Annotated in this window: 16 protein-coding genes; 8 read left to right on the top strand and 8 right to left on the bottom strand. The window is 36.4% G+C overall.

What is annotated here, in order from left to right; all coding sequences use genetic code 11:
- Nucleotides 1-95 precede the first annotated feature (95 nt).
- The 6 genes from ACIQ4I_RS08040 to ACIQ4I_RS08015 are packed head-to-tail and all read right to left on the bottom strand — an operon-like array spanning nt 96 to nt 5,751.
- Nucleotides 96-1,583: an aldehyde dehydrogenase family protein gene (locus tag ACIQ4I_RS08040; protein ID WP_403094942.1), complete on the bottom strand. Its 1,488-nt coding sequence runs from the start codon at nt 1,581-1,583 to the stop codon at nt 96-98.
- Between the two features lie 16 nt (nt 1,584-1,599).
- Nucleotides 1,600-2,565 carry a PDR/VanB family oxidoreductase gene (locus tag ACIQ4I_RS08035; RefSeq protein ID WP_403094939.1) on the bottom strand — a complete coding sequence of 322 codons (966 nt, stop codon included), beginning with the start codon at nt 2,563-2,565 and terminating at the stop codon, nt 1,600-1,602.
- A complete protein-coding gene (locus tag ACIQ4I_RS08030; protein WP_403094936.1) occupies nt 2,562-3,068 on the bottom strand; it encodes a hypothetical protein in 507 nt (168 codons plus the stop codon). The genes ACIQ4I_RS08035 and ACIQ4I_RS08030 overlap by 4 nt, the downstream gene beginning before the upstream one ends.
- 1 nt (nt 3,069) lies before the next feature.
- The gene (locus tag ACIQ4I_RS08025; RefSeq protein WP_403094934.1) at nt 3,070-4,053 is read right to left on the bottom strand and encodes a heme-dependent oxidative N-demethylase family protein; all 984 of its coding nucleotides are present in this window, start codon (nt 4,051-4,053) and stop codon (nt 3,070-3,072) included.
- A gap of 15 nt (nt 4,054-4,068) precedes the next feature.
- The gene (locus ACIQ4I_RS08020) at nt 4,069-5,487 is read right to left on the bottom strand and encodes a purine-cytosine permease family protein (RefSeq protein WP_403094932.1); all 1,419 of its coding nucleotides are present in this window, start codon (nt 5,485-5,487) and stop codon (nt 4,069-4,071) included.
- A gap of 60 nt (nt 5,488-5,547) precedes the next feature.
- Nucleotides 5,548-5,751: a hypothetical protein gene (locus ACIQ4I_RS08015; protein ID WP_403094929.1), complete on the bottom strand. Its 204-nt coding sequence runs from the start codon at nt 5,749-5,751 to the stop codon at nt 5,548-5,550.
- Nucleotides 5,752-5,912: 161 nt separating this feature from the next.
- Here ACIQ4I_RS08015 and ACIQ4I_RS08010 point away from each other — a divergent pair, with 161 nt between their 5' ends.
- Together ACIQ4I_RS08010 and ACIQ4I_RS08005 are read left to right on the top strand one after the other, a co-directional pair.
- Nucleotides 5,913-7,691, top strand: a complete 1,779-nt coding sequence (locus ACIQ4I_RS08010) for a sigma-54 interaction domain-containing protein (RefSeq protein ID WP_403094927.1) — start codon at nt 5,913-5,915, stop codon at nt 7,689-7,691.
- A gap of 386 nt (nt 7,692-8,077) precedes the next feature.
- Nucleotides 8,078-8,608 carry a DUF1643 domain-containing protein gene (locus ACIQ4I_RS08005; RefSeq protein ID WP_403094924.1) on the top strand — a complete coding sequence of 177 codons (531 nt, stop codon included), beginning with the start codon at nt 8,078-8,080 and terminating at the stop codon, nt 8,606-8,608.
- A gap of 165 nt (nt 8,609-8,773) precedes the next feature.
- Here the strand turns inward: ACIQ4I_RS08005 and ACIQ4I_RS08000 are convergent, their stop codons facing one another.
- Nucleotides 8,774-10,927 carry an alkaline phosphatase PhoX gene (locus ACIQ4I_RS08000; protein ID WP_403094922.1) on the bottom strand — a complete coding sequence of 718 codons (2,154 nt, stop codon included), beginning with the start codon at nt 10,925-10,927 and terminating at the stop codon, nt 8,774-8,776.
- Nucleotides 10,928-11,155: 228 nt separating this feature from the next.
- The gene (locus tag ACIQ4I_RS07995) at nt 11,156-11,803 is read right to left on the bottom strand and encodes a DUF3298 domain-containing protein (protein ID WP_403094919.1); all 648 of its coding nucleotides are present in this window, start codon (nt 11,801-11,803) and stop codon (nt 11,156-11,158) included.
- Nucleotides 11,804-12,674: 871 nt separating this feature from the next.
- Between ACIQ4I_RS07995 and ACIQ4I_RS07990 the strand changes: the two genes are divergently transcribed.
- From ACIQ4I_RS07990 to rbsC, 6 genes are all read left to right on the top strand, one after another.
- Nucleotides 12,675-14,216 carry a bifunctional metallophosphatase/5'-nucleotidase gene (locus ACIQ4I_RS07990; RefSeq protein WP_403095122.1) on the top strand — a complete coding sequence of 514 codons (1,542 nt, stop codon included), beginning with the start codon at nt 12,675-12,677 and terminating at the stop codon, nt 14,214-14,216.
- A 547-nt stretch (nt 14,217-14,763) separates the two neighbouring features.
- The gene (locus ACIQ4I_RS07985; protein ID WP_403094916.1) at nt 14,764-15,738 is read left to right on the top strand and encodes a LacI family DNA-binding transcriptional regulator; all 975 of its coding nucleotides are present in this window, start codon (nt 14,764-14,766) and stop codon (nt 15,736-15,738) included.
- 11 nt (nt 15,739-15,749) lie between these two features.
- Nucleotides 15,750-16,634, top strand: coding sequence for a ribokinase (rbsK, locus tag ACIQ4I_RS07980; RefSeq protein WP_403094914.1), 885 nt, complete (start codon nt 15,750-15,752; stop codon nt 16,632-16,634).
- Nucleotides 16,631-17,023, top strand: a complete 393-nt coding sequence (gene rbsD, locus ACIQ4I_RS07975) for a D-ribose pyranase (protein WP_403094912.1) — start codon at nt 16,631-16,633, stop codon at nt 17,021-17,023. The genes rbsK and rbsD overlap by 4 nt, the downstream gene beginning before the upstream one ends.
- A 17-nt stretch (nt 17,024-17,040) precedes the next feature.
- A complete protein-coding gene (locus ACIQ4I_RS07970) occupies nt 17,041-18,537 on the top strand; it encodes a sugar ABC transporter ATP-binding protein (protein ID WP_403094909.1) in 1,497 nt (498 codons plus the stop codon).
- Nucleotides 18,503-19,459: a ribose ABC transporter permease gene (gene rbsC, locus ACIQ4I_RS07965; protein ID WP_403094906.1), complete on the top strand. Its 957-nt coding sequence runs from the start codon at nt 18,503-18,505 to the stop codon at nt 19,457-19,459. Before ACIQ4I_RS07970 ends, rbsC begins: the two co-directional genes overlap by 35 nt.
- Nucleotides 19,460-19,469: the final 10 nt, after the last annotated feature.

Raw genomic sequence — 19,469 nt, 5'->3', positions numbered from 1 at the left:
AAGCTTGAGCTGAAAGCCCCGCAGGAACGAAGTGACGAGGAGATTGAAGCCAAGCCCGTGGAAAGCGCCGTCTGTAGCGGAATATGCAAATTTTGTTATTTAAACCAACCATTCGGTTCAACATTTAAACGAATATTCACTTGTTTTGTTTCTTGGAATTCTTCAAGACCGTATTTGCCTAAACTGCGACCAATTCCACTTTGTTTGTAACCACCCCAAGGAGCTTCTACATATGTTGGATGGTAATCATTAACCCAAGTAATACCTGCGCGAACTTTTTTAATCACACGTAAGGCTTTGGCACCATCGTTCGAAAAAACACCGCCAGCTAAGCCGTAATCCGTATCATTTGCGAGTTGAATGGCCTCTTCTTCTGAATGGAATTTTTGGATAGTGACCACTGGACCGAATATTTCTTCGCGAACAATACGCATATCGTTTGTAACATCTGTGAAAACAGTAGGGGCTATAAAGAAACCTTTGTCTAATCCATTTTCTGTGAGACGTTTACCACCAGCAGCAAGTGTAGCACCTTCCTTAGTTCCACTTTCAATAAAATTTAAAATACGATTCATCTGTTGTTCACTTACGATTGCACCTATTTCTGTGTCTTCTGCAAGTCCAGGGCCAACTTTAATATGGTTGGCACGCTCAATATAGCGAGCAACAAATTCATCATATATGCTATCTTCAACTAAAATACGACTACCTGAAGAACAAACTTGACCCGCACCATAGAAAATACCAAATAATGCATAATCAACAGCCGTTTCAAAGTCTGCATCAGCGAAGATAATATTTGGTGATTTGCCACCAAGTTCTAAGGATATCTTCTTTAGATTACTACTTGCTGCCTGCATAATTTTACGACCAACATTTGTACTACCTGTAAAGGACACGATATCAACATCCATACTTTCTGCAATGGTTTGGCCAACGGTATCGCCATGTCCTATGACCATGTTAGCAACACCTTTTGGCACACCTGCATTATGCATAATTTCAAACAGTTTCATAGCTGTAACAGGTGTGACCTCAGAAGGTTTAAAAACAATACTATTACCTGCTGCTAATGCTGGAGCAATTTTCCATACAGCCATTAATAGAGGGAAGTTCCAAGGTACTATCAATCCTGCAACCCCGATAGGTTCTTTTATGACCATTGCCTGCACATTATCGGGTACAGGATAAGTCTCACCATCTGGGTGTAAGATCAGGCCAGCATAATATCGGAAGGCTGTAGCGGCATCTGCAATGTCAAAACTTGCTTCTTCTTTTCTTTTACCGTTATCTAATGTTTCTAGGATTGTTAATTCTTCTGCCATTTCATCGATTTTATTGGCGAATTCGACTAATACTGCTGCTCGTTCATGCGTAGTTTTGGAAGACCAAACACCCGATTGAAAACTTTCTTTTGCTGCTTGGATAGCGAGTTCTGTTTCTTCTTTTGTTGAGAGGGGAGCATAAGCAATTACTTCTTGGTTCGCCGGATTAATCACTTCTTCATATTTTTTTGAAATTGGTTCGCTCCATTGACCGTTAATATAGTTTTTTAATGTTAATACACTTGTTTGAATTGTCATTTGTATTCTCTCCCTTTTATAGTTTTAAAGTAAGTTTTTCTGATTTGGCACGAGAACAGCAAGTTAAGATTGTCTTACGTGTTTTTTTATTTTCCTCACTTAAGAAGACATCTCGGTGATCTACTTCACCATCAATAACATCTATTTCACAACTCCCGCAACCACCAATACGGCAAGAATGAGGAGCATCAATACCTGCTTTTAAAAGTGTTTCAAGTAACGTTTCTTTGCCAGATACTTCGAGTATTTGCTCACTTTCAGTAAGTTCCACGATAAAAGGATTTTTAGGTAGGTTATCGTTGTTGTTACCGAACAATTCAAAATGAATAGCACAATCGGGATAGCCTATAGATTTAGCTGCGTTTCGAAATTCGTCTACCATATTCGCAGGGCCACAAAAGTAAACGTGCGTTCCAACACGATGAGTGGCCATTGTATCAGGTACCATTCGTTGAGGATTTTGAACACGGCTAAAATAAAATGTCGTTTGATCAGGATAGTGCTCTTGTAAATAATCATAAAAAGCACAAGATTGTTTTGTTTTAGATGCATAATGCAATTCAAAAGTATCTTCTTTTGGTAAATCACGAATCATGGTTAGAAATGGTGTGATACCAATACCTGCCGCATAAAATGCATGGTGGCGACCACGGGAACTTAGTGGAAAATGGTTTCTTGGAAAACTGATGGATATGGTTTGACCAATCTCAGCTTGTTCGTGCCAAAACACTGACCCACCACGAGATTGAGGATCTCGCTGAATAGCAATTTCATAAAAACTACGATTGGTTGGCGAACTAGTTAAAGAATAGGAACGAACATAACTTGTTTCACCTTTCTTAATGGTCGTTTCAATATGGGAACCCCCAGTAAAAGCTGGTAAAAGAGTTTGATCAGTTGGAACTAGTCGAAAACGTTTAATTCCATGGGTTTCGTTGAAAATTTTTTCTATTTTAACTTTGATCTTCCCGGCAACTCTCATCTTACGCAACTCCTTACTTTTTCGATAATTGGTAGGAAAGGATAGCCAATGTACCCTTGCCGAAGGGCAGAGAAGAAGGGACCAACACTTAAGTGAGTTCCGCATGAGCACTGTGTTGTCGTATCATCCAGTTTGACTTCATGTAATTGATAACATTTCATACAGTAGACTTTCTTTTTTTTCTCACCTTGTATTTGAATTTGGATCTCCTCTTCGGCCATTCCTTCTTCTATGCACACGTCAAAGACCATACTTGCTTTGTCCCATGGTGCAAGGACAAAAATATGGGTGCCAATGGTTTGACTTTGTATTAATTGATGAATCCTTTCTTTTTTTTCTGGGATTACCATTTCTATAACAGGAATTGTTTTTGGTAATAGTTCTTTTGAAATCTGTGTATCTTTTTCTCGAAGAATTAAAATTTTTTTGGTAGATTCTCTACAAATAAAGGGTTCGTCAGTTAAAACGATAGAACGATCATAAAGGCTTGGGCGTTGTGGCATCTTAAGTCTCCTCCTTTTTCATTTTTTTAGCTTCACGGCGTAAGAACTCAATTGATTGAGGTAAAAAAGGTGCAATGCCTTTGTACTCGGCCATTGCTTCCGGTATATCTTGTAGTACGTTATACGTTAGATCAAACCATTCTTGACGTAGTTTCAAATCTTCCAGAGGTAAAAATTGAGTGTTTAAAACGAAAAGAATCGCATTACTACGTGGCATACGGTAAAATTTTTGTTCTTCTACTCGTAAGCGGACGAGTTTACCGGCGTTTTCTGGTGTAATAAGATTTCTTTGAGGTTCCCATACATCCATTGTTTCGTAGTTAACATCCCAACGGTCGGCCATTAAATTCCAATTGATTCGTGTCCAAGGTTCACCAGGGTTAATAGATAACAAAAACCTGCGAATTCTTTCTACTAACTGATCACCTTTTCTTGATACAAAGGGAACAGGTGCATGAATTTCATCGAAGGACATACCCGCATTCCAATTAGCGGAAAAAAGAGCGGCATACGAAACTTGGCCGACTTCTAAAAAGAAGTTGTTGTCCCGATGCACCATTAAGATAAAATCATTATGGAAATGCCGTCCAATATAATCTAGTGGCGCATACGGAAGTGTACTGCTGTCTCCAAATGTGAATGTATCCTTTTCCTTAAATATGTGGTTTTCGAAAGTCCAAACCTGGTCATTTTTTTCTAAGGAAAAATGTTGAGGATAGCGATCTATTGCCATTTCTACTAACATCTCTAAAATTTCCCATTGGAATTCATCTGTTCCTTCAAGTGCTTGAAAACGTACATCTGGTTGCTCGTCAAGTAATCGTCGTTTAGCCTCTACTTGCAGTTTGTATTCGGGTGTAATTTCAATACAGTTTAAGTTTTCAAGTTTACTTAAATCATTAGAATATCGGTAATTTTCCGAACGGAAAGGGAAAGGGAACGTATTCAAATCAGTACATTTAAAATCTAAATCTTTTGTAAACATTTAAGTTTCCTCCTTTTAATGTTCTTCAGTAGTTTGAATCTTTGGCAATGCAATTGAATGGTCAACAGAGAATTTAAATACATATTTTGCAGAGAGATAATAAGTCACGAGAGCCACAAAGTAGGTTGGAAGACCGGCTGATAAATGCAAAAAGAGTTTGCTAGATTCCATAGTAAGAGGATTGTATAAAGACCAGTACACAATCGTGCTCATACTAATTGCGATTACAGCAGATGGATTAACCCCCTTATAATAGTTATAGTCACCTTTTAGGTTATAGAGCTCACGAAGTGAAATTTTTTGTTTTTTTACAAAGAAGTAATCAGAAATAATAATGCCCCCTAGGCTAGCCATTACAAAAGAAATAAATGACATAAATGAACCGAATGCATTATAGAAAGTGGGACTAATGAGTAAGAGAATTGCAGGAATTGTTGTCCCCATTGAGAATTTCCAAGAGTTTGAAGGAAACATTGTTTTAAAGCTAATTGCTTGGGAGTACATAAGGAAAATAACCGCTCCTACATTTGCTACGGTTAAAAGAAGTAAGCCAGCAACTCCTAGATATGAGCCACCTATTGGGAACATCCAGGTAGATGGATCAATAGAACCAATCACTAATGTTGCTAGAGCACCAACCAATGCTGCAAGGCAGACAATAATGCCATAGCTATAAAAACTAGCTTTATATGCACCAGATCCGGTTTTTGCTAGGCGCGCATATTGCCCAAGGTAAGGTAACCAAGAAAATCCCATACCAATATTAATTTCAAGTGCTGTCATAAAAGATTGTGATTTTATGTCAAATGGTTCTGATGGTATAAGTGAACTAATGGCTGGAATATGAGAACTGAATATTAAAATTCCGAGTAATCCTGCTAAAAATACTAAAAATGAAGGAACTGCTAAGAGGTTAAATTTTTTGATAGCGATTGGTCCTTTAGCTGCTACGATAAAGGCAATAAAAAATAAAAAAATAGCAAAAAAGGGTGTTCCAGTTTTAGAATCTATGAAGAATTTAGGTAAACCTAGCCAAGTAGCAAGTTCCACAAGCGTTTGGCCCGACATAAATAATGCAACGGAAATATAACCAAGAGTTAAAACGAGAAATAATAAGAAGAAGAGAGTTGCCCCTAAATAGCCAAGTGAACTTCGAAAGCCAATAAATGTATCAATTCCATAGCGTGCAAAAAGTAAAACAATCGGTGCAATTAAAAACATCGGAAAAGCATTTCCAAATAGGATGACAGCTATTGAGTCTTTTGCATTCAACATGCTACCTGTATATGCACCAGTTAAGAGCCCAAAAGCAGAAAATCCAATCACTACTTGTACCAAGATTAAATCCCATAAACCGAAAATTTTCCCTCTTTTATCAGTTGGCAAATAGCCAAGAGCAACATCATTCGCAATATTCGAGTTCTCTTTAGACAAAGACTGACCTCCTTTGTGCTTTTTCAATGTTATTTGCATGTGCTTTTAGATAATTTATCCTTAAATTACTGTTATAATGAAGAAAAGTGCTACAAGAGCCATACAGGTTAACACATCAACCGTATCAATAAGGCGAAAATGACCACTATTTTGCGATTCTTCTTTTTCAAATTCATTGATTTTTTGTTCTAGTTCAGCTGTTAGTCGATCTTGTAGAGAGAGCGTTAAGGGATTTACAGAAGCTTTGTTTGTGTATTCTGTCATATTCAATCACCTCCTCATGTTAAGATTTTTTACGGTTACTTTATATAAAAGCAAGAAGCATGCCAACTTAAAATTCTGATTTTTACAACAATTCGAAACTTTTTACTATTCGATTTTGAAAGCGTTATTCAAATCTGAAATTGAGCGGAGTGAATGGAATAATGGACTGGAAGCAATTTTTATTACAACAATTCGATGGTGTGGTGATTGCAGATGGTACTGGCGTAATTGAAGAGTTTTTGGTAGGGCAAAGTAGCTTTTTATATGAGGGAACAATATTACATACCATTCAAGAATTAGAGCAGAGAGTTTTTGAGAAAGCAATTTTTTCATTAATAGTAGAAAAAGAAAAGCAATCATTTCTTCAAAAAACGAGAACAGGACTACAAATCATAACGAAAGTGTTTAAATATGAAACTAAGTGGATATATGCTTACAGTAAAGTGGAGATTAATAGTAAAAATACAATATATAAAGCTATTCCAGCTGAATTTCCGTTTATCGTAAATTGCCCAGAAATGTATGAAGTATATGGAAAATTGTGTAAAACAGCTAAAACGGGTGTAACTGTTTTGCTTTTAGGAGAGTCAGGGGTAGGAAAAGAAATGGCTGCTCGTACGATTCATGTATCAGGTGTGCGAAAAAAAGGACCATTTGTTGCGATTAACTGTGGAGCAATTCCAGAAAATTTAATTGAAAATGAATTATTTGGTCATGTTGATGGGGCTTATACAGGTGCATCCAAAGGAGGAAGTATCGGTAAATTTCGTCAGGCAGATCAGGGGATTCTGTTTTTAGATGAAATTGGAGAACTACCACTTCAAATGCAAGTAAAGTTACTTCGCGTACTTCAAGAGCGTACAGTGACGCCAATTGGTAGCCAAAAATCTTATCCAATTGATGTTCAAATTGTTTCAGCAACCAATCAGAATCTAGCTAAACTTGTACAAGAAGGGAAGTTTCGGGAAGATTTATATTATCGTTTGAATATTGTTCCTATTCATATTCCGGCCCTACGAAATCGTGTGCAAGAAATACCAGATTTTATTAATTTTTTTGTCGCTAAATTTAATCGAAAATATGATTTAAATGTAGTCTTCACAGATGATGCAGTGGATTATCTGTGCACTCAGGAGTGGCCAGGGAATGTACGTGAATTAGAAAATAGCATAGAACGTCTAGTTGTTTTAACAGAAACAGAGATTGTATCAAGTAGAGAAATTTTAGGAATCCTAAATTTAGAAAAGAAACCGACTAAAATTAATCATTTTTTCTCACAAGTTTTGCCTTTAAAAGATGCATTTGATTTAGTAGAGAAAGAGTTAATCGAAATGGCAATGGCTCGTTATAAATCGCCAAAGTTAGCAGCTGATATGCTAGGTATTAGCCAACCGACGATGAGTCGTAAATTACAAAAAATAAGGCAGCAAGAACAATTACCAGTTAAAACGAAACGAGCGGTACTAGAAGAAGAGCTTGATAAAAGGCTACGATCTATCGCAATCGTAACAGCTGTCACAATTCCATTAAAGCTTGTTCAACAAGCAATCGAGGATGAGAAATGCGAGGCTACTGATTTATTGACAAAGAAGCTTTCAGATATAAAACGACTGGAAGGTGTTATTCATTGGGTATATGTATTCAAGCGAAGTCAAGAGGGGAATTTGATACATGTGTCAGCCTGTGACGATTTTGTCATGGTAAACGGTGAAGAATACCAAGCTCCAAAGGAAGTTATAAAGGCTGCCGATGATGCATTCAAAGGAAATGTTTCGATTACATCAGTTTATGAAGATCGCTATGGATCATGGAAAACATGTTTTGCACCTCTCATGACCGATGAAGGTGAAGTACATGCGATTATAGGCTATGATTATAGCCAATCATATATTACGATGGAGTTAAAACGTTTAGGACACCAGTTAAATGTATTGATATAAAAGGACGAAGAAGTTTTTTAAAGAGGACTTCTATGTCCTTTTTGTTTTAATCATGTGGTTGTTTTCATAATGCAAAATTCATGAAATTGATTCTATTAATAAATATTTTAAAAAGAAAAAATATTTGTAGAATTTCAGTTTGAATTATTGGATAATAATAAAACCAATATGAAAATAGTAAAAATATGCTGAATGGGGTAGGGGGTGAAGCGTTAGAGGAGACCGGTAATATAATAGTAAAACTAACGTATCTATCAATTAGTTCGCTTTAATCGTTTATAGTCCATTAATACTTCAAATACAAAGTCTCTTATGGAAAATATCAGGAATATTATATAGGGATTGAAAAACATTTTAGAATAACTGCATAAATGGAGTGGTTAATGATGATGATGAGACCGTGGAAACCTAATGAGAATGTAAGAGTAATCTTTGATGAGTCAAAGCAGCATCGATTAAAACTTATTTGCACTTGGGATGAGAGTTTGCCTGCGTGTTTGTTTATTATGCTGAATCCAAATACAGTAGAATTGGAGAATTGTGATCAAACCACTGATAAATGTATTAAAATTGCTTCTTATAATGGGTATGGTTCGATTGTTATCGTAAACCTGTTTTCTCTACGGACACCAACCCCAAAAAAACTGTTGGCTGTGGATGTTCGTTCAATTCCGCAAAATATAGAAATTGTTAAGCAATCTATTGACGAAACAGATATGATTATCGCCGCATGGGGAGAGGAAGGAACATGGTTCAATGCGAACTATCCCATTCTAAAATATATAGAGGGTACCGGTAAAAAATTGTATCACCTTCATACAGACCAATTCGGTTGGCCAATGCATCCGATATCTATAAAAACGGTAATTAACTTTAAAGAATATAGTTATTTAGAGAATACGAATGTTCAAACTTAAATTAAAAACCTTCTAATAGAGAAAATCTGTTAGAAGGTTTTTAGTTTGTAAGAAGAGTCATCATTGAACCAATCCATGAAACGATATTATTTAAGCCCTAAGTGAGTCTATTAAGGAAATGAAAAGATGCTACGAATCATTTCGTAGCATCTTTCAGTTTCAATTCTATTTACTTACTTTAATGGCAGTACTGTTACTTTTGTTACCAGCTTGATCTTGAGCAACTACTTTTAATGTAGTGCCTTTCTTTAGAGCTTTGATTTTCACTTTATAGTCGCCTTTTGAATTCGCAACTGTTTTTCCTAGTAACTTATTGCCGTTATAGATGAATACTGTTGCATTGGCTTCTGTTTTGCCAGTGACAGATGTTGTTTTTTGCGTTACTTTTTTAACTGTCGGTGTTTTAGGTGGTGCGAAATCTGGCATTTTCACCAAAGAAGGTAGACCAGAGATATAACCAATGCCACCTGTTTTGTTGATACCGATTTGTTTATCAATTGCTTTTTCTAGTTCATCTTTGTTTACAGCTGTAATGGATTTTGTATCGAGTTCATCACCAGGGTGTTGGAAATTACTTAGGATATAGGCGAAATCATTGCGATTGTCTGCTGCGAATAAACCTGTTGATTCGGCTCCTGCTGGTGCGGATAAAACTCGATCCAGTTTCTTCGTATCTACATTATAAGCCCATACATAGTTATTCGTATGCATACCACTGTCTTCACCAATAAATAGTGTTCTCATTGCTTCAGAATAGCTTAAGTTATCTGGGTTTGCTACTTTGTCCACAGTTGCTGTATTACCATATGAATCAGCTGCAGGAAGGTCTTCACCAACTACCAGACCTGACATAGATGAAGCTACATATGAACTATTAATTGCCGCACCTTTGCTGTCTTTTTGACCTTTATTCAAGTCTAATTGATAGGTTACGCCAGATTTAATTTTTGGTAATTGAATATGGTCTACTGGATCTTTTCCTGTTGTGTCCTTTTCCATACTCTTACTTTGATCGGAAATAGCGATATACACTTTGCCATCCTTAGCATTCAGCGTTACGCCTTCCATTTTGTTGAATTCAGTAGTTGCACCAAGTAGTGCTGCATAACGGCGTGTTTCAAGGAAAGCTGCTGCTTTTTCTTTACCAGGTTTCAGTTTTAGATATTCAACTTTACCATATGAATATTGCTTAATAGCTGTAAAGCCTTCTTTAGGAACATCTGAAGTTTCGAAAATATCGTTGAATTGAATGCCACTATCAATAATATCTTTCACTTCTTTATCTGTTGCATGTCCAAGATTAATCCATTCTAAATCTCCTGAACCACCGTTTTCAACACCAGTTTGTTTAAATTTAGCTGCATATAATGTACCTGCTGATAAATCTTTTTCTTTATCTGCTACATACATGAACATTCCTGTATTGGCACCATCATCACCGAAAAATACAGTTTTGTTATCAGGCATTACTTTCATGAGTTCATGAGAGAAACGCCCTGTGCTGTAATGCTTTACAACAGATGCTTCACCTTTACTATTTACTTTAATTTCAGGTGAATAACCGTAGAAATAAGGATTCGCTTTTGTTTTATCTCCAAAATAAAATTGTGCAAATGTGTCAACTTGACTTCTTGTTTGTGAAGTAGCGTCTAAATATTGACGTGCATCTGGCTCATATTCTTCTGAACCTAAATGTGTATTCCATGGTGATAATGATCCGTTACATGGAATCCAAAGACCGTTCACTGAAGAAAAGTCAATTTTACTTACTTTCTTCGGTGTAAGTTCACCGGTTTTCTTATCTTGATCTAATTGAGTTAAAGACATAGAAGCTGGAACTAAACCATATGCAGATTTACCAGCAGCATCAACTGTTTGGTATTCATAATGTGTCACCATGAAAAGCTTACCATCAATAGGATTTAATAAGCTGTTTGAATCAGGAGCATCGGAAACAAAGTATTTGTTACCAGGAACACTTGGATCAACAATTGGATTACCGTTCACATCAATTGGTGTACCTGCTGGAATCATTTCACCTTTTACAGTTGCTACTTTATCTTCAGATTTAAATAATTGTTTATATGAAAGAGGGAAAGTTTTTACTTTTCCGTTATTATATTTAACATTAACTGAAGCAGTTGTGTATGTTTTTACCATTTGGTCAATAGTAGACGGGGCTTTCATTCCATTGAACTGAACAGATTCAATCTTCAATTGTTCCTTAGCAGCTGCTTGAGTAGGTGTAATAGCTGGAATAGCAATGGCAAGTGCTAGTGCCGCTGCAGCTCCTTTTTTAACAAATCTCTTATTCATCATTCAATATTCCTCCTAAAAGATTAATAGCCTTCTATTAACAATTACACATAATAACTATTAATGGGATATTAAGGTGGTGTTAAAGATTGTTAAAAGTGTGTAAGAAATAGTTTATTTGGATGTTGCAAGCAATTTTATAAAACGATAAAGAACCCTATAGAATTTTCTACAGAGTTCATTTCTTTTTTTATTTTAGATATCTGATATAGGAATTTAGAATGTGCAAATTTAGTATTTTAAATATATTTGAGGAACAGGAACATATTTAAAACCTGCTGCAAAAGAATCTAATTCATAAGGATCAAATACAATGTTGATACCTTTTGGTGTCCAATAGAATTGGTGATTATACATTTTAGTATACCGATTTGCTAACGGATATTGATAAGGATGATTTAGAACATAACTTTTTACATATTTATCTGCTTCGGAATAGGCTTTTGAATTTTTGAATGCTTTTTGTAATGTAATGTTATTACCTTTATAGAAATTGAATACCGTCATTGTGACATCATCATGTGCTCCGCCTTGATAAAATGCATTAATGTAAGAAATGCTGATTTTATTATCCTGATTGAACTTCACTTTGCTAATGCTATAGGCTGCATATTTAGAATCTTCCAGTTTTAATTTTTGATCAGCTTTGTAGATACTTGCTACATATTTCAACATTTGATTATTAGCTGCATCGTATTCCTTTCCACTAATGACTGCATACTGAAAGTTTTTGTTATTTTTATAATTCTTAATAGTAATCTTCGGAATTGTTGAAGTCGATGCAGATACTAAGACCGGTGACGAATCGTTAATTCTTGATGGGGAGAATAATAAGAATAAAGCCATGAATATTACTACAGAATTCAAAAATATTTTCATTATATTACCTCCTATTGAAGTGGTGTTTGTTGTAAAGTGGTGTCTGTCACCTACACGATTCTCTACAATTTAGTCTTTGCAATTCCAGCTCTATTTATTTATGCAATATAAAAATATTGTAAATGTAATATATATATTTATGAATAAAATAGATATTTTCCTAGATCCTTGCATACGTTAGAGATTGTAAGAGTAATCGTACAATTCACTGATAAACTAGGAGGATGGTTGAGTGGGAAAGTATAATTTGAAATTTGTTAAACCGGTGGCATCGCTGATTTTAGGGAGTGCAGTAGTATTAGGCGCTGTAGGAGTTACACAAGTAGAAGCGGATGCAGCATCGAGTTATAAAATTTCACATAGTAAATTTGTCGAGAAATCAACTGGTAAAGTTGTGAAGGGTTTTAAAACTTTTAATAGCAAACTTTACAAAGATGGCAAATTGTATACGGGCATAAAAGGTAATATTTATTATATAAATGGTAAAAAAAGTACAGGTAAATATAAAGGAATCTATTATGTAAATGGTAAGGCATTTACAGGTATCGATTCGAAATCAGGGAAGTATTATGTAAAAGGTAAGGTCAATAAAGGACTCGCAGTTTACAAAGATAAATTATATAACGGTGGATCTTTGAACAAAGGTAAAATTGTTTATAAAGGTAAACTGTATGACGGTGCTAAATTGAACAAAGGTCTAGTACTTTATCAAGATAAACTCTATAACGGTTCCACTCTGAATAAGGGTGTTGTCCAATTCAATAAGCTTTGGTACAAAAATTCACAACTCGCAAATGGTACTATCAAAACACCTGAAGGCAATGAAATCATAGTAGTGGACGGCAAGAAGGAAAACTTTACGTTATCTGTAATGCATACAAATGACACGCATGCTCACTTGGATAATATTGCAAAAAGAACAACCGCTATCAAAAATGTTAGAGCCGAAAAGCCAAATTCATTGCTACTAGATGCAGGTGACGTATTTAGTGGCACACTGTACTTCAATGAATTTAAAGGACAAGCAGATCTTAAGTTTATGAACGCATTGGGCTATGATGCGATGACTTTTGGTAACCATGAGTTTGATTTAGGCTCAAGTCTAGAAGGGCACCAAGCACTTGCCGATTTCATCAAAGGAGCAAACTTCCCATTCGTTAGCGCCAATGTAAACTTCTCAGCGGATGCACGTTTTACAGGTTTATTCACGGATCTAATCTCAAGTGACCCTGCAAAAGGCAAAATCTACAATGGAATCATTAAAGAAATCAACGGTGAAAAAGTAGGTATCTTTGGGTTAACAACAGCTGAGACGAAAGATATTTCAAGTCCTGGAAGCATTGCTTTTGAAAATTATATAGCGGAAGCTAAAAGGGCAGTAAAGGCATTTGAAGGCAAAGGTGTCGACAAAATTATTGCCTTAACACATATTGGTTATGACGATAACCCAGCAGTTGACAACGATCTAACATTAGCTGAATCTGTAGAAGGTATTGATTTAATCGTTGGCGGACATAGCCATACACAACTGGATAAACCTGTGGTCGTAGAGAAAGATACCAACAATAATGCAAAAGATCCAACAGTCATTGTACAAGCTTTTCAATATAGTGACTTTTTAGGAACAGTAGATGTTGAGTTCGATTATGCGGGTAAAGTCGTGAAATCAGATGGTAAGTTGATCAAGACAGCTGATTTACCAGAAGATCCAGAAGCAGCTGCGATGCTGAAAGATTACTCGGAGAAACTGAAAGAGATTTCTAGTAAGTCAATTGAAGCGGTAGCAGAAAGTGAACTTACTAACCCAAGAGCTAATGCGGAAGGCAATGGCATCAGCGTACGAAATAGTGAAACAGCTCTAGGTAACATCATTACAGATGGTATGCTAGCAAAAGCAAAAACGTATGATAAAGATATTGTAATGGCACTGCAAAATGGTGGTGGTATTCGATCTGCTATTCCTGCTGGTGATATTACAGTGGGTGAAGTAATCACCGTTCTCCCATTCGGTAACACACTAGCAACGATGACATTAACAGGTGCTGAATTAAAAGAAGCCTTTGAAACCAGCTTGAAATCATATCCAAAAGAAAACGGCGGATTCCTACATGTATCTGGAGGGAAAGTTGAATTTGATTCATCAAAACCAGTAGGTGAACGAGTAGTTTCCATCTCATTTAAAGACGCAAATGGCAACTACACACCTATACAAGATAACCAAACTTACAAAATCGCAACAAACGCCTTCACCGCAAAAGGTGGAGACAGCTACACAGTATTCGCCAAAGCATATGCAGAAGGCCGTGTAACAGACCTAGGCTTATCAGACTGGGAGAACCTCGCAGAACACTTGAAGAATTTGAAGACAATTTCACCTAAGATTGAGGGAAGAATTGTAGATGTGAAGAAATAAAAAAATAAAAGCACCAACTGATGAACTAGGAATCGGATGGTGTTTTTTTGCTATTTTTAATAAAAATATATCTTATGTGAATAGAAAGCGAGAGAACGCGAGAAAAAATGAAAATCAAGAATCTTCTTTATAGATCGCGGCCAAAACTAGAATGATAAATTAAAGGGAGCCGCGAACAGTATGTTTCAATTCGTAATCATTTCATGACTCTATTCAAATGATTAATCCTCCAACTCACTTTAAAAGGGTACGCACTTTTAAATGGATTAATATGTACTAATTAAATGAATAGTATATCCTTATTAAATAAATTTTCACGAATAAATATATAGAAAGAAATTTTTTTTAATTGAATCTCCTAAAAACACACCCAAATTACCATAAATACTAAAACCTAAAGAAATACATATACTCTCTTATGAGAAAAATAACATATAGTATGACATAATTCTCTTATTGTGTTGACATATTAGGAGGATTTCAGTATATTAATGTGTAATCGGTTACATATGTAATCGGTTACACACAGCCGCGAAGGAGGAGAAATATGGTAACAATTAAGGATGTAGGGAAACGTGCAGGCGTTTCTGTTGCTACTGTCTCCAGGTATTTGAATGGTAAAGGCTATGTTAGTGAAGAGGCGAAGCAAGTAATAGAAAAGGCGATAGCAGAGTTAGATTATAAGCCAAACCAGCTCGCTCGATCATTAAGTACAAAAAAGACTAATATCATTGGTTTACTTGTACCGGACATTACCAACCCATTTTTTCCTGAGTTAGCTAGAGCTGTGGAAGATACAGCGTTTGCAAATGGCTATACTGTTGTGCTGTGTAATTCGGGAGAACAGAAAGAAAAAGAAATTCATTATATAGAATCACTGCAGCAAAAGTATGCTGCAGGATTTATTGTGACGACGAATCATCTAGAAGCGAATTATTATCGTAATATTCAATTACCGATTGTTGCTCTCGACAGACGATTAGATCCGTCCATTCCGACTGTGACAACGAAAAATGTTGATGGAGCGAAAATTGCAACGGAATATTTAATAGAAAGAGGATGCAAACACATACTTTGTATGCGAGGTCCCATAGGATTAGATGTTGCAGAAGATCGAATGAAAGGGTTTATTGAAACAATCGGTCACTATCCAAATATAAAAACAGATATCATTACAAGTTTATTTGATTTTGATGAAGCAGAGCATAGAGCATTTGAATTTCTAAAAACACATGAAACAGTTGATGGTATATTCGCGACAAGTGATGCATCTGCGATTGGTGCGATGAAAGCAGCGCATTCACTAGGCATTCAAATTCCTGGCGATCTTCAATTAGTAGGATTTGACGGGATCAGTATTGGAAAACTATTAACACCAGAATTGACGACGGTTGCACAAGATATTTACAAACTCGGCACCGTCGCTACTGAATTGCTCATTAAAAAAATTGAAGACGAGGTAATTGAAAATAATTTAATCGAATTACCTGCAACATTAGTTGTTAGAAGTTCTACGAAATAAGGAGAGATTTCATGATTACTGTGGTAGGTAGTATCAATATGGATTTAGTAGTTGATACAACAATTTTCCCTAAACAAGGTGAGACGGTTTTAGGTAATCGTTTTGAAACAGTACCAGGTGGTAAAGGAGCAAACCAAGCAGTAGCAGCTGCAAGACTTGGAGCAGACTTACATATGGTAGGTGCGGTTGGTGAAGATGGCTTTGGCCAAGAACTAACAAATAATTTAAAGGCTGAAGGTATTCATACACAATATGTATCTACCACAACGAAAGCAGCTACTGGTATTGCCAATATACTACTCTATCAAAATGATAATCGTATTATTGTTGTTCCAGGAGCAAATGGTTTAGTAACATCAACAGAAATTGATGCTGCTAAAGAAATTATTGAGCAAAGTGAAATGGTCATCATGCAACTTGAAATACCAGCAGAAACGGTTCAATACACATTAAATCTTTGCAAAGAACTCGGTGTGCCAGTATTGCTAAATCCTGCACCATCAGAAAACTTTGATGCATCATGGATGGAGTTAATCAGCTATATCACACCAAATGAAACAGAATGTGCAGATATTTTCTCAGGTGATTTAGAAAACACATTAGAAAAATACCCAAACAAATTAATCGTGACACTCGGCTCTAATGGTGCTCGTTATTTTGATGGCAAAGAGCATATTTTCGTAGAAGGATTTAAAACACAAGCGGTTGATACGACTGGTGCAGGTGACACATTCAACGGTGCCTTAGCATATGCGGTAACATCTGGACAATCTCTCAAAGAGGCAGTTCGATTTGCCAACATAGCGGCATCATTATCAGTCGAAAAATTTGGAGCTCAAGGTGGAATGCCAACACTTCAAATGGTAGAAAGTCGCTTGGGAGGACAGTCATTGTGAAAAAGCATGGAATTTTAAATCGCGAGCTTGCTGGAATCTTTGCCAAGATTGGTCATACGGACACAATCGTTATTGCTGATTGTGGTTTGCCGATTCCAGATGGCGTTCCTTGTATAGATTTAGCTTATACATTAGGAAAGCCTAGTTTCGCAGATATTTTAGAAGTAGTTTTAGATGATTTTAAAGCTGAAAAAGCTGTGATTGCACAAGAGATGGAAGGTCAAAATACGGCACTACACAGTCTTGTTCAACAAGTTCTTTACGTTCCAATTGAAACAGTTAGCCACGAGGAGCTAAAGGAACTTTCATCTAAAGCAAAAGTAATTATTCGTACTGGCGAAGCAACACCGTTTGCAAATATCATTTTGCAATCAGGCGTTATATTTTAACGAGGTGGTGAGACCGAATGATTGAAATCACAGGCATTGATAAAGCCTTTAGCGGTAATGTCGTGTTGAAGGATGTACAATTTTCACTTGCAGATGGAGAAATCCATGCATTAATGGGTGAAAATGGAGCTGGTAAGTCAACGCTAATGAAAATTTTAACGGGGATTTACGAGCGTGATGCAGGCATTATTAAAGTAAATGGACAAGAGGTTCATTTTAAATCACCTAAAGAAGCCGAAGCAATGGGGATTGCAGTGATCCATCAGGAGCTTAATATTTTACCCGATCTAACAGTTGCTGAAAACTTATTCTTAGGAAATGAACAAACGATTGGCAAATCAGGCATTTTAAAAACGAAAGAAATGAATAAAGAAGCTAGTCGTATTCTCAGCCAACTCGGTTTAACAATTGATGTAAAAACACCTGCTGGACAATTATCTGTTGGGAAACAACAAATTATTGAAATTGCTAAAGCAATTGAGACGCATGCCAAAGTTATCATTATGGATGAACCGACAGCAGCCTTAACAGATCGTGAAATTGAAACGTTATTTAAAACCATTCGTAAACTACAATCTCAAGGTGTTTCCTTTGTCTATATTTCACACCGTATGGAAGAAATTTTTGCTATTTGTGATCGCATTACGATTTTACGAGATGGTCAATATGTTGGCGTTCGCGTCATTAAAGAAACAACTTTCGATGAAATTGTCAAAATGATGGTTGGACGTGAACTTGGTGACCGATTCCCAGAACGAAAAGCAATAATCGGCGATGTTAAGCTCGAAGTGAAAGGGCTTACAAGGAATGGATATTGCGAAGGTATTAACTTCCAGATACGAAAAGGTGAAGTCCTTGGTATCGCTGGTTTGATGGGTGCTGGTCGTACAGAAGTTGCACAAGCATTATTTGGCTATCGAAAAATGAACAAAGGTGAAATATTCATAGATGGGAAAAAGGTGAAAATTTCCAATCCGCTTCAAGCGAAAAAACATGGCATTGGCTATGTAACAGAAGACCGTAAATCAGAAGGGTTAGTAGTTGATTTTTCGATTAAAGAAAATATTATGCTAACAAACTTAGATAAAGCTTCTAGATTAGGTATTATCGATCGTAAAAAGGAAACGAGTTTTGTAGATAAGCTTATTAAAAAACTTGGGGTTCGTACATCAGGTGCTGCACAAACTGCAAAATCATTGAGTGGTGGTAACCAACAAAAAGTGGTAATCGCCAAATGGTTAGGTGATGAACCGAAAATTTTAATATTAGATGAACCAACTCGTGGTGTCGATATCGGTGCAAAAAAAGAAATTTATCAAATTATTAATGACCTTGCAGAACAAGGTGTAGCGATTTTAATGATTTCGTCAGAGTTACCAGAAGTCATCGGTATGGCTGATCGAGTGCTTGTTATGCATGAAGGTAAAATCACTGGTGAAGTCACAAAAGAAGAAATGACACAAGAAAAAATTATGTTTTATGCCACTGGAGGTGACAAAGTTGTCCAAATCTAAAGATTTAATCCAAAAACTTGGACCACTACTAGGGCTCCTATTAATTATCATTATTATTTCAATTATGAGCCCTAGCTTTTTAACAGCTACAAATATTTTCAACGTACTTCGTCAAGTATCAGTTAGTGCGTTAATCGCATTCGGGATGACTTTTGTTATCTTAACTGGCGGTATCGATTTATCAGTCGGATCAACCCTAGCCTTAACTGGTGCAATTAGTGCTGGTATGCTTGCAAGCGGTATGGATCCAATTTTAGCAATGCTTATCGGATTAGCGCTAGGGGCAGTGCTTGGTGCAGTCAACGGTGTCATCATTGCAAAAGGGAAAGTTGCGCCATTCATCGCAACATTAGCAACAATGACAATCTATCGTGGTATAACACTTGTTTATACAGATGGTAAACCAGTATCCGGCCTTGGTGATTCAATGGCCTTCCAAATGTTCGGTAAAGGGTATTTCTTAGGAATTCCCGTACCTGTTATCACGATGATCGTGGCATTCTTTGTCCTTTACTTTATCTTACGTAAAACAACATTTGGTCGTCGTGTATATGCGATCGGTGGTAACGAAGAAGCATCTCGTCTTTCAGGTATCAATGTAGACCGCGTAACAATCGCTGTTTACTCACTTACAGGTATGCTTGCAGCACTATCTGCTTTAATCTTAACTTCTCGTCTTAATTCAGCTCAACCAACAGCCGGTGAATCATATGAACTTGATGCCATCGCTGCAGTTGTACTAGGTGGTACTTCGTTAACAGGTGGTCGTGGTTGGATTTTCGGTACATTAGTGGGTGTGTTAATCATCGGTGTACTAAACAATGGTTTAAATCTGATTGGGGTATCTTCATTCTTCCAACAAGTTGTGAAGGGTGTCGTAATATTAATCGCGGTACTTCTTGACCGTAAAAAAACAGCATAGGAGAGTATCA

Origin of the sequence: Rummeliibacillus sp. NPDC094406, from assembly GCF_044763875.1 — a bacterium.
GTDB lineage: Bacteria > Bacillota > Bacilli > Bacillales_A > Planococcaceae > Rummeliibacillus.
Note: the sequence above shows the minus strand (reverse complement) of the source record. Positions and strands in the feature narration are given on the sequence as shown.

Bases quoted from the DNA above. Each gene is read 5' to 3' on its own strand.
- ACIQ4I_RS08000 (WP_403094922.1), bottom strand. From the start codon at position 10,927: ATGATGAATAAGAGATTTGTTAAAAAAGGAGCTGCAGCGGCACTAGCA.
- rbsK (WP_403094914.1), top strand. From the start codon at position 15,750: ATGATTACTGTGGTAGGTAGTATCAATATGGATTTAGTAGTTGATACA.
- ACIQ4I_RS08040 (WP_403094942.1), bottom strand. From the start codon at position 1,583: ATGACAATTCAAACAAGTGTATTAACATTAAAAAACTATATTAACGGT.
- ACIQ4I_RS07985 (WP_403094916.1), top strand. From the start codon at position 14,764: ATGGTAACAATTAAGGATGTAGGGAAACGTGCAGGCGTTTCTGTTGCT.
- rbsC (WP_403094906.1), top strand. From the start codon at position 18,503: ATGCCACTGGAGGTGACAAAGTTGTCCAAATCTAAAGATTTAATCCAA.
- ACIQ4I_RS07990 (WP_403095122.1), top strand. From the start codon at position 12,675: ATGCATACAAATGACACGCATGCTCACTTGGATAATATTGCAAAAAGA.
- ACIQ4I_RS08035 (WP_403094939.1), bottom strand. From the start codon at position 2,565: ATGAGAGTTGCCGGGAAGATCAAAGTTAAAATAGAAAAAATTTTCAAC.
- ACIQ4I_RS08025 (WP_403094934.1), bottom strand. From the start codon at position 4,053: ATGTTTACAAAAGATTTAGATTTTAAATGTACTGATTTGAATACGTTC.
- ACIQ4I_RS08015 (WP_403094929.1), bottom strand. From the start codon at position 5,751: ATGACAGAATACACAAACAAAGCTTCTGTAAATCCCTTAACGCTCTCT.
- ACIQ4I_RS07995 (WP_403094919.1), bottom strand. From the start codon at position 11,803: ATGAAAATATTTTTGAATTCTGTAGTAATATTCATGGCTTTATTCTTA.
- ACIQ4I_RS08010 (WP_403094927.1), top strand. From the start codon at position 5,913: ATGGACTGGAAGCAATTTTTATTACAACAATTCGATGGTGTGGTGATT.
- ACIQ4I_RS07970 (WP_403094909.1), top strand. From the start codon at position 17,041: ATGATTGAAATCACAGGCATTGATAAAGCCTTTAGCGGTAATGTCGTG.
- ACIQ4I_RS08005 (WP_403094924.1), top strand. From the start codon at position 8,078: ATGATGATGAGACCGTGGAAACCTAATGAGAATGTAAGAGTAATCTTT.
- ACIQ4I_RS08030 (WP_403094936.1), bottom strand. From the start codon at position 3,068: ATGCCACAACGCCCAAGCCTTTATGATCGTTCTATCGTTTTAACTGAC.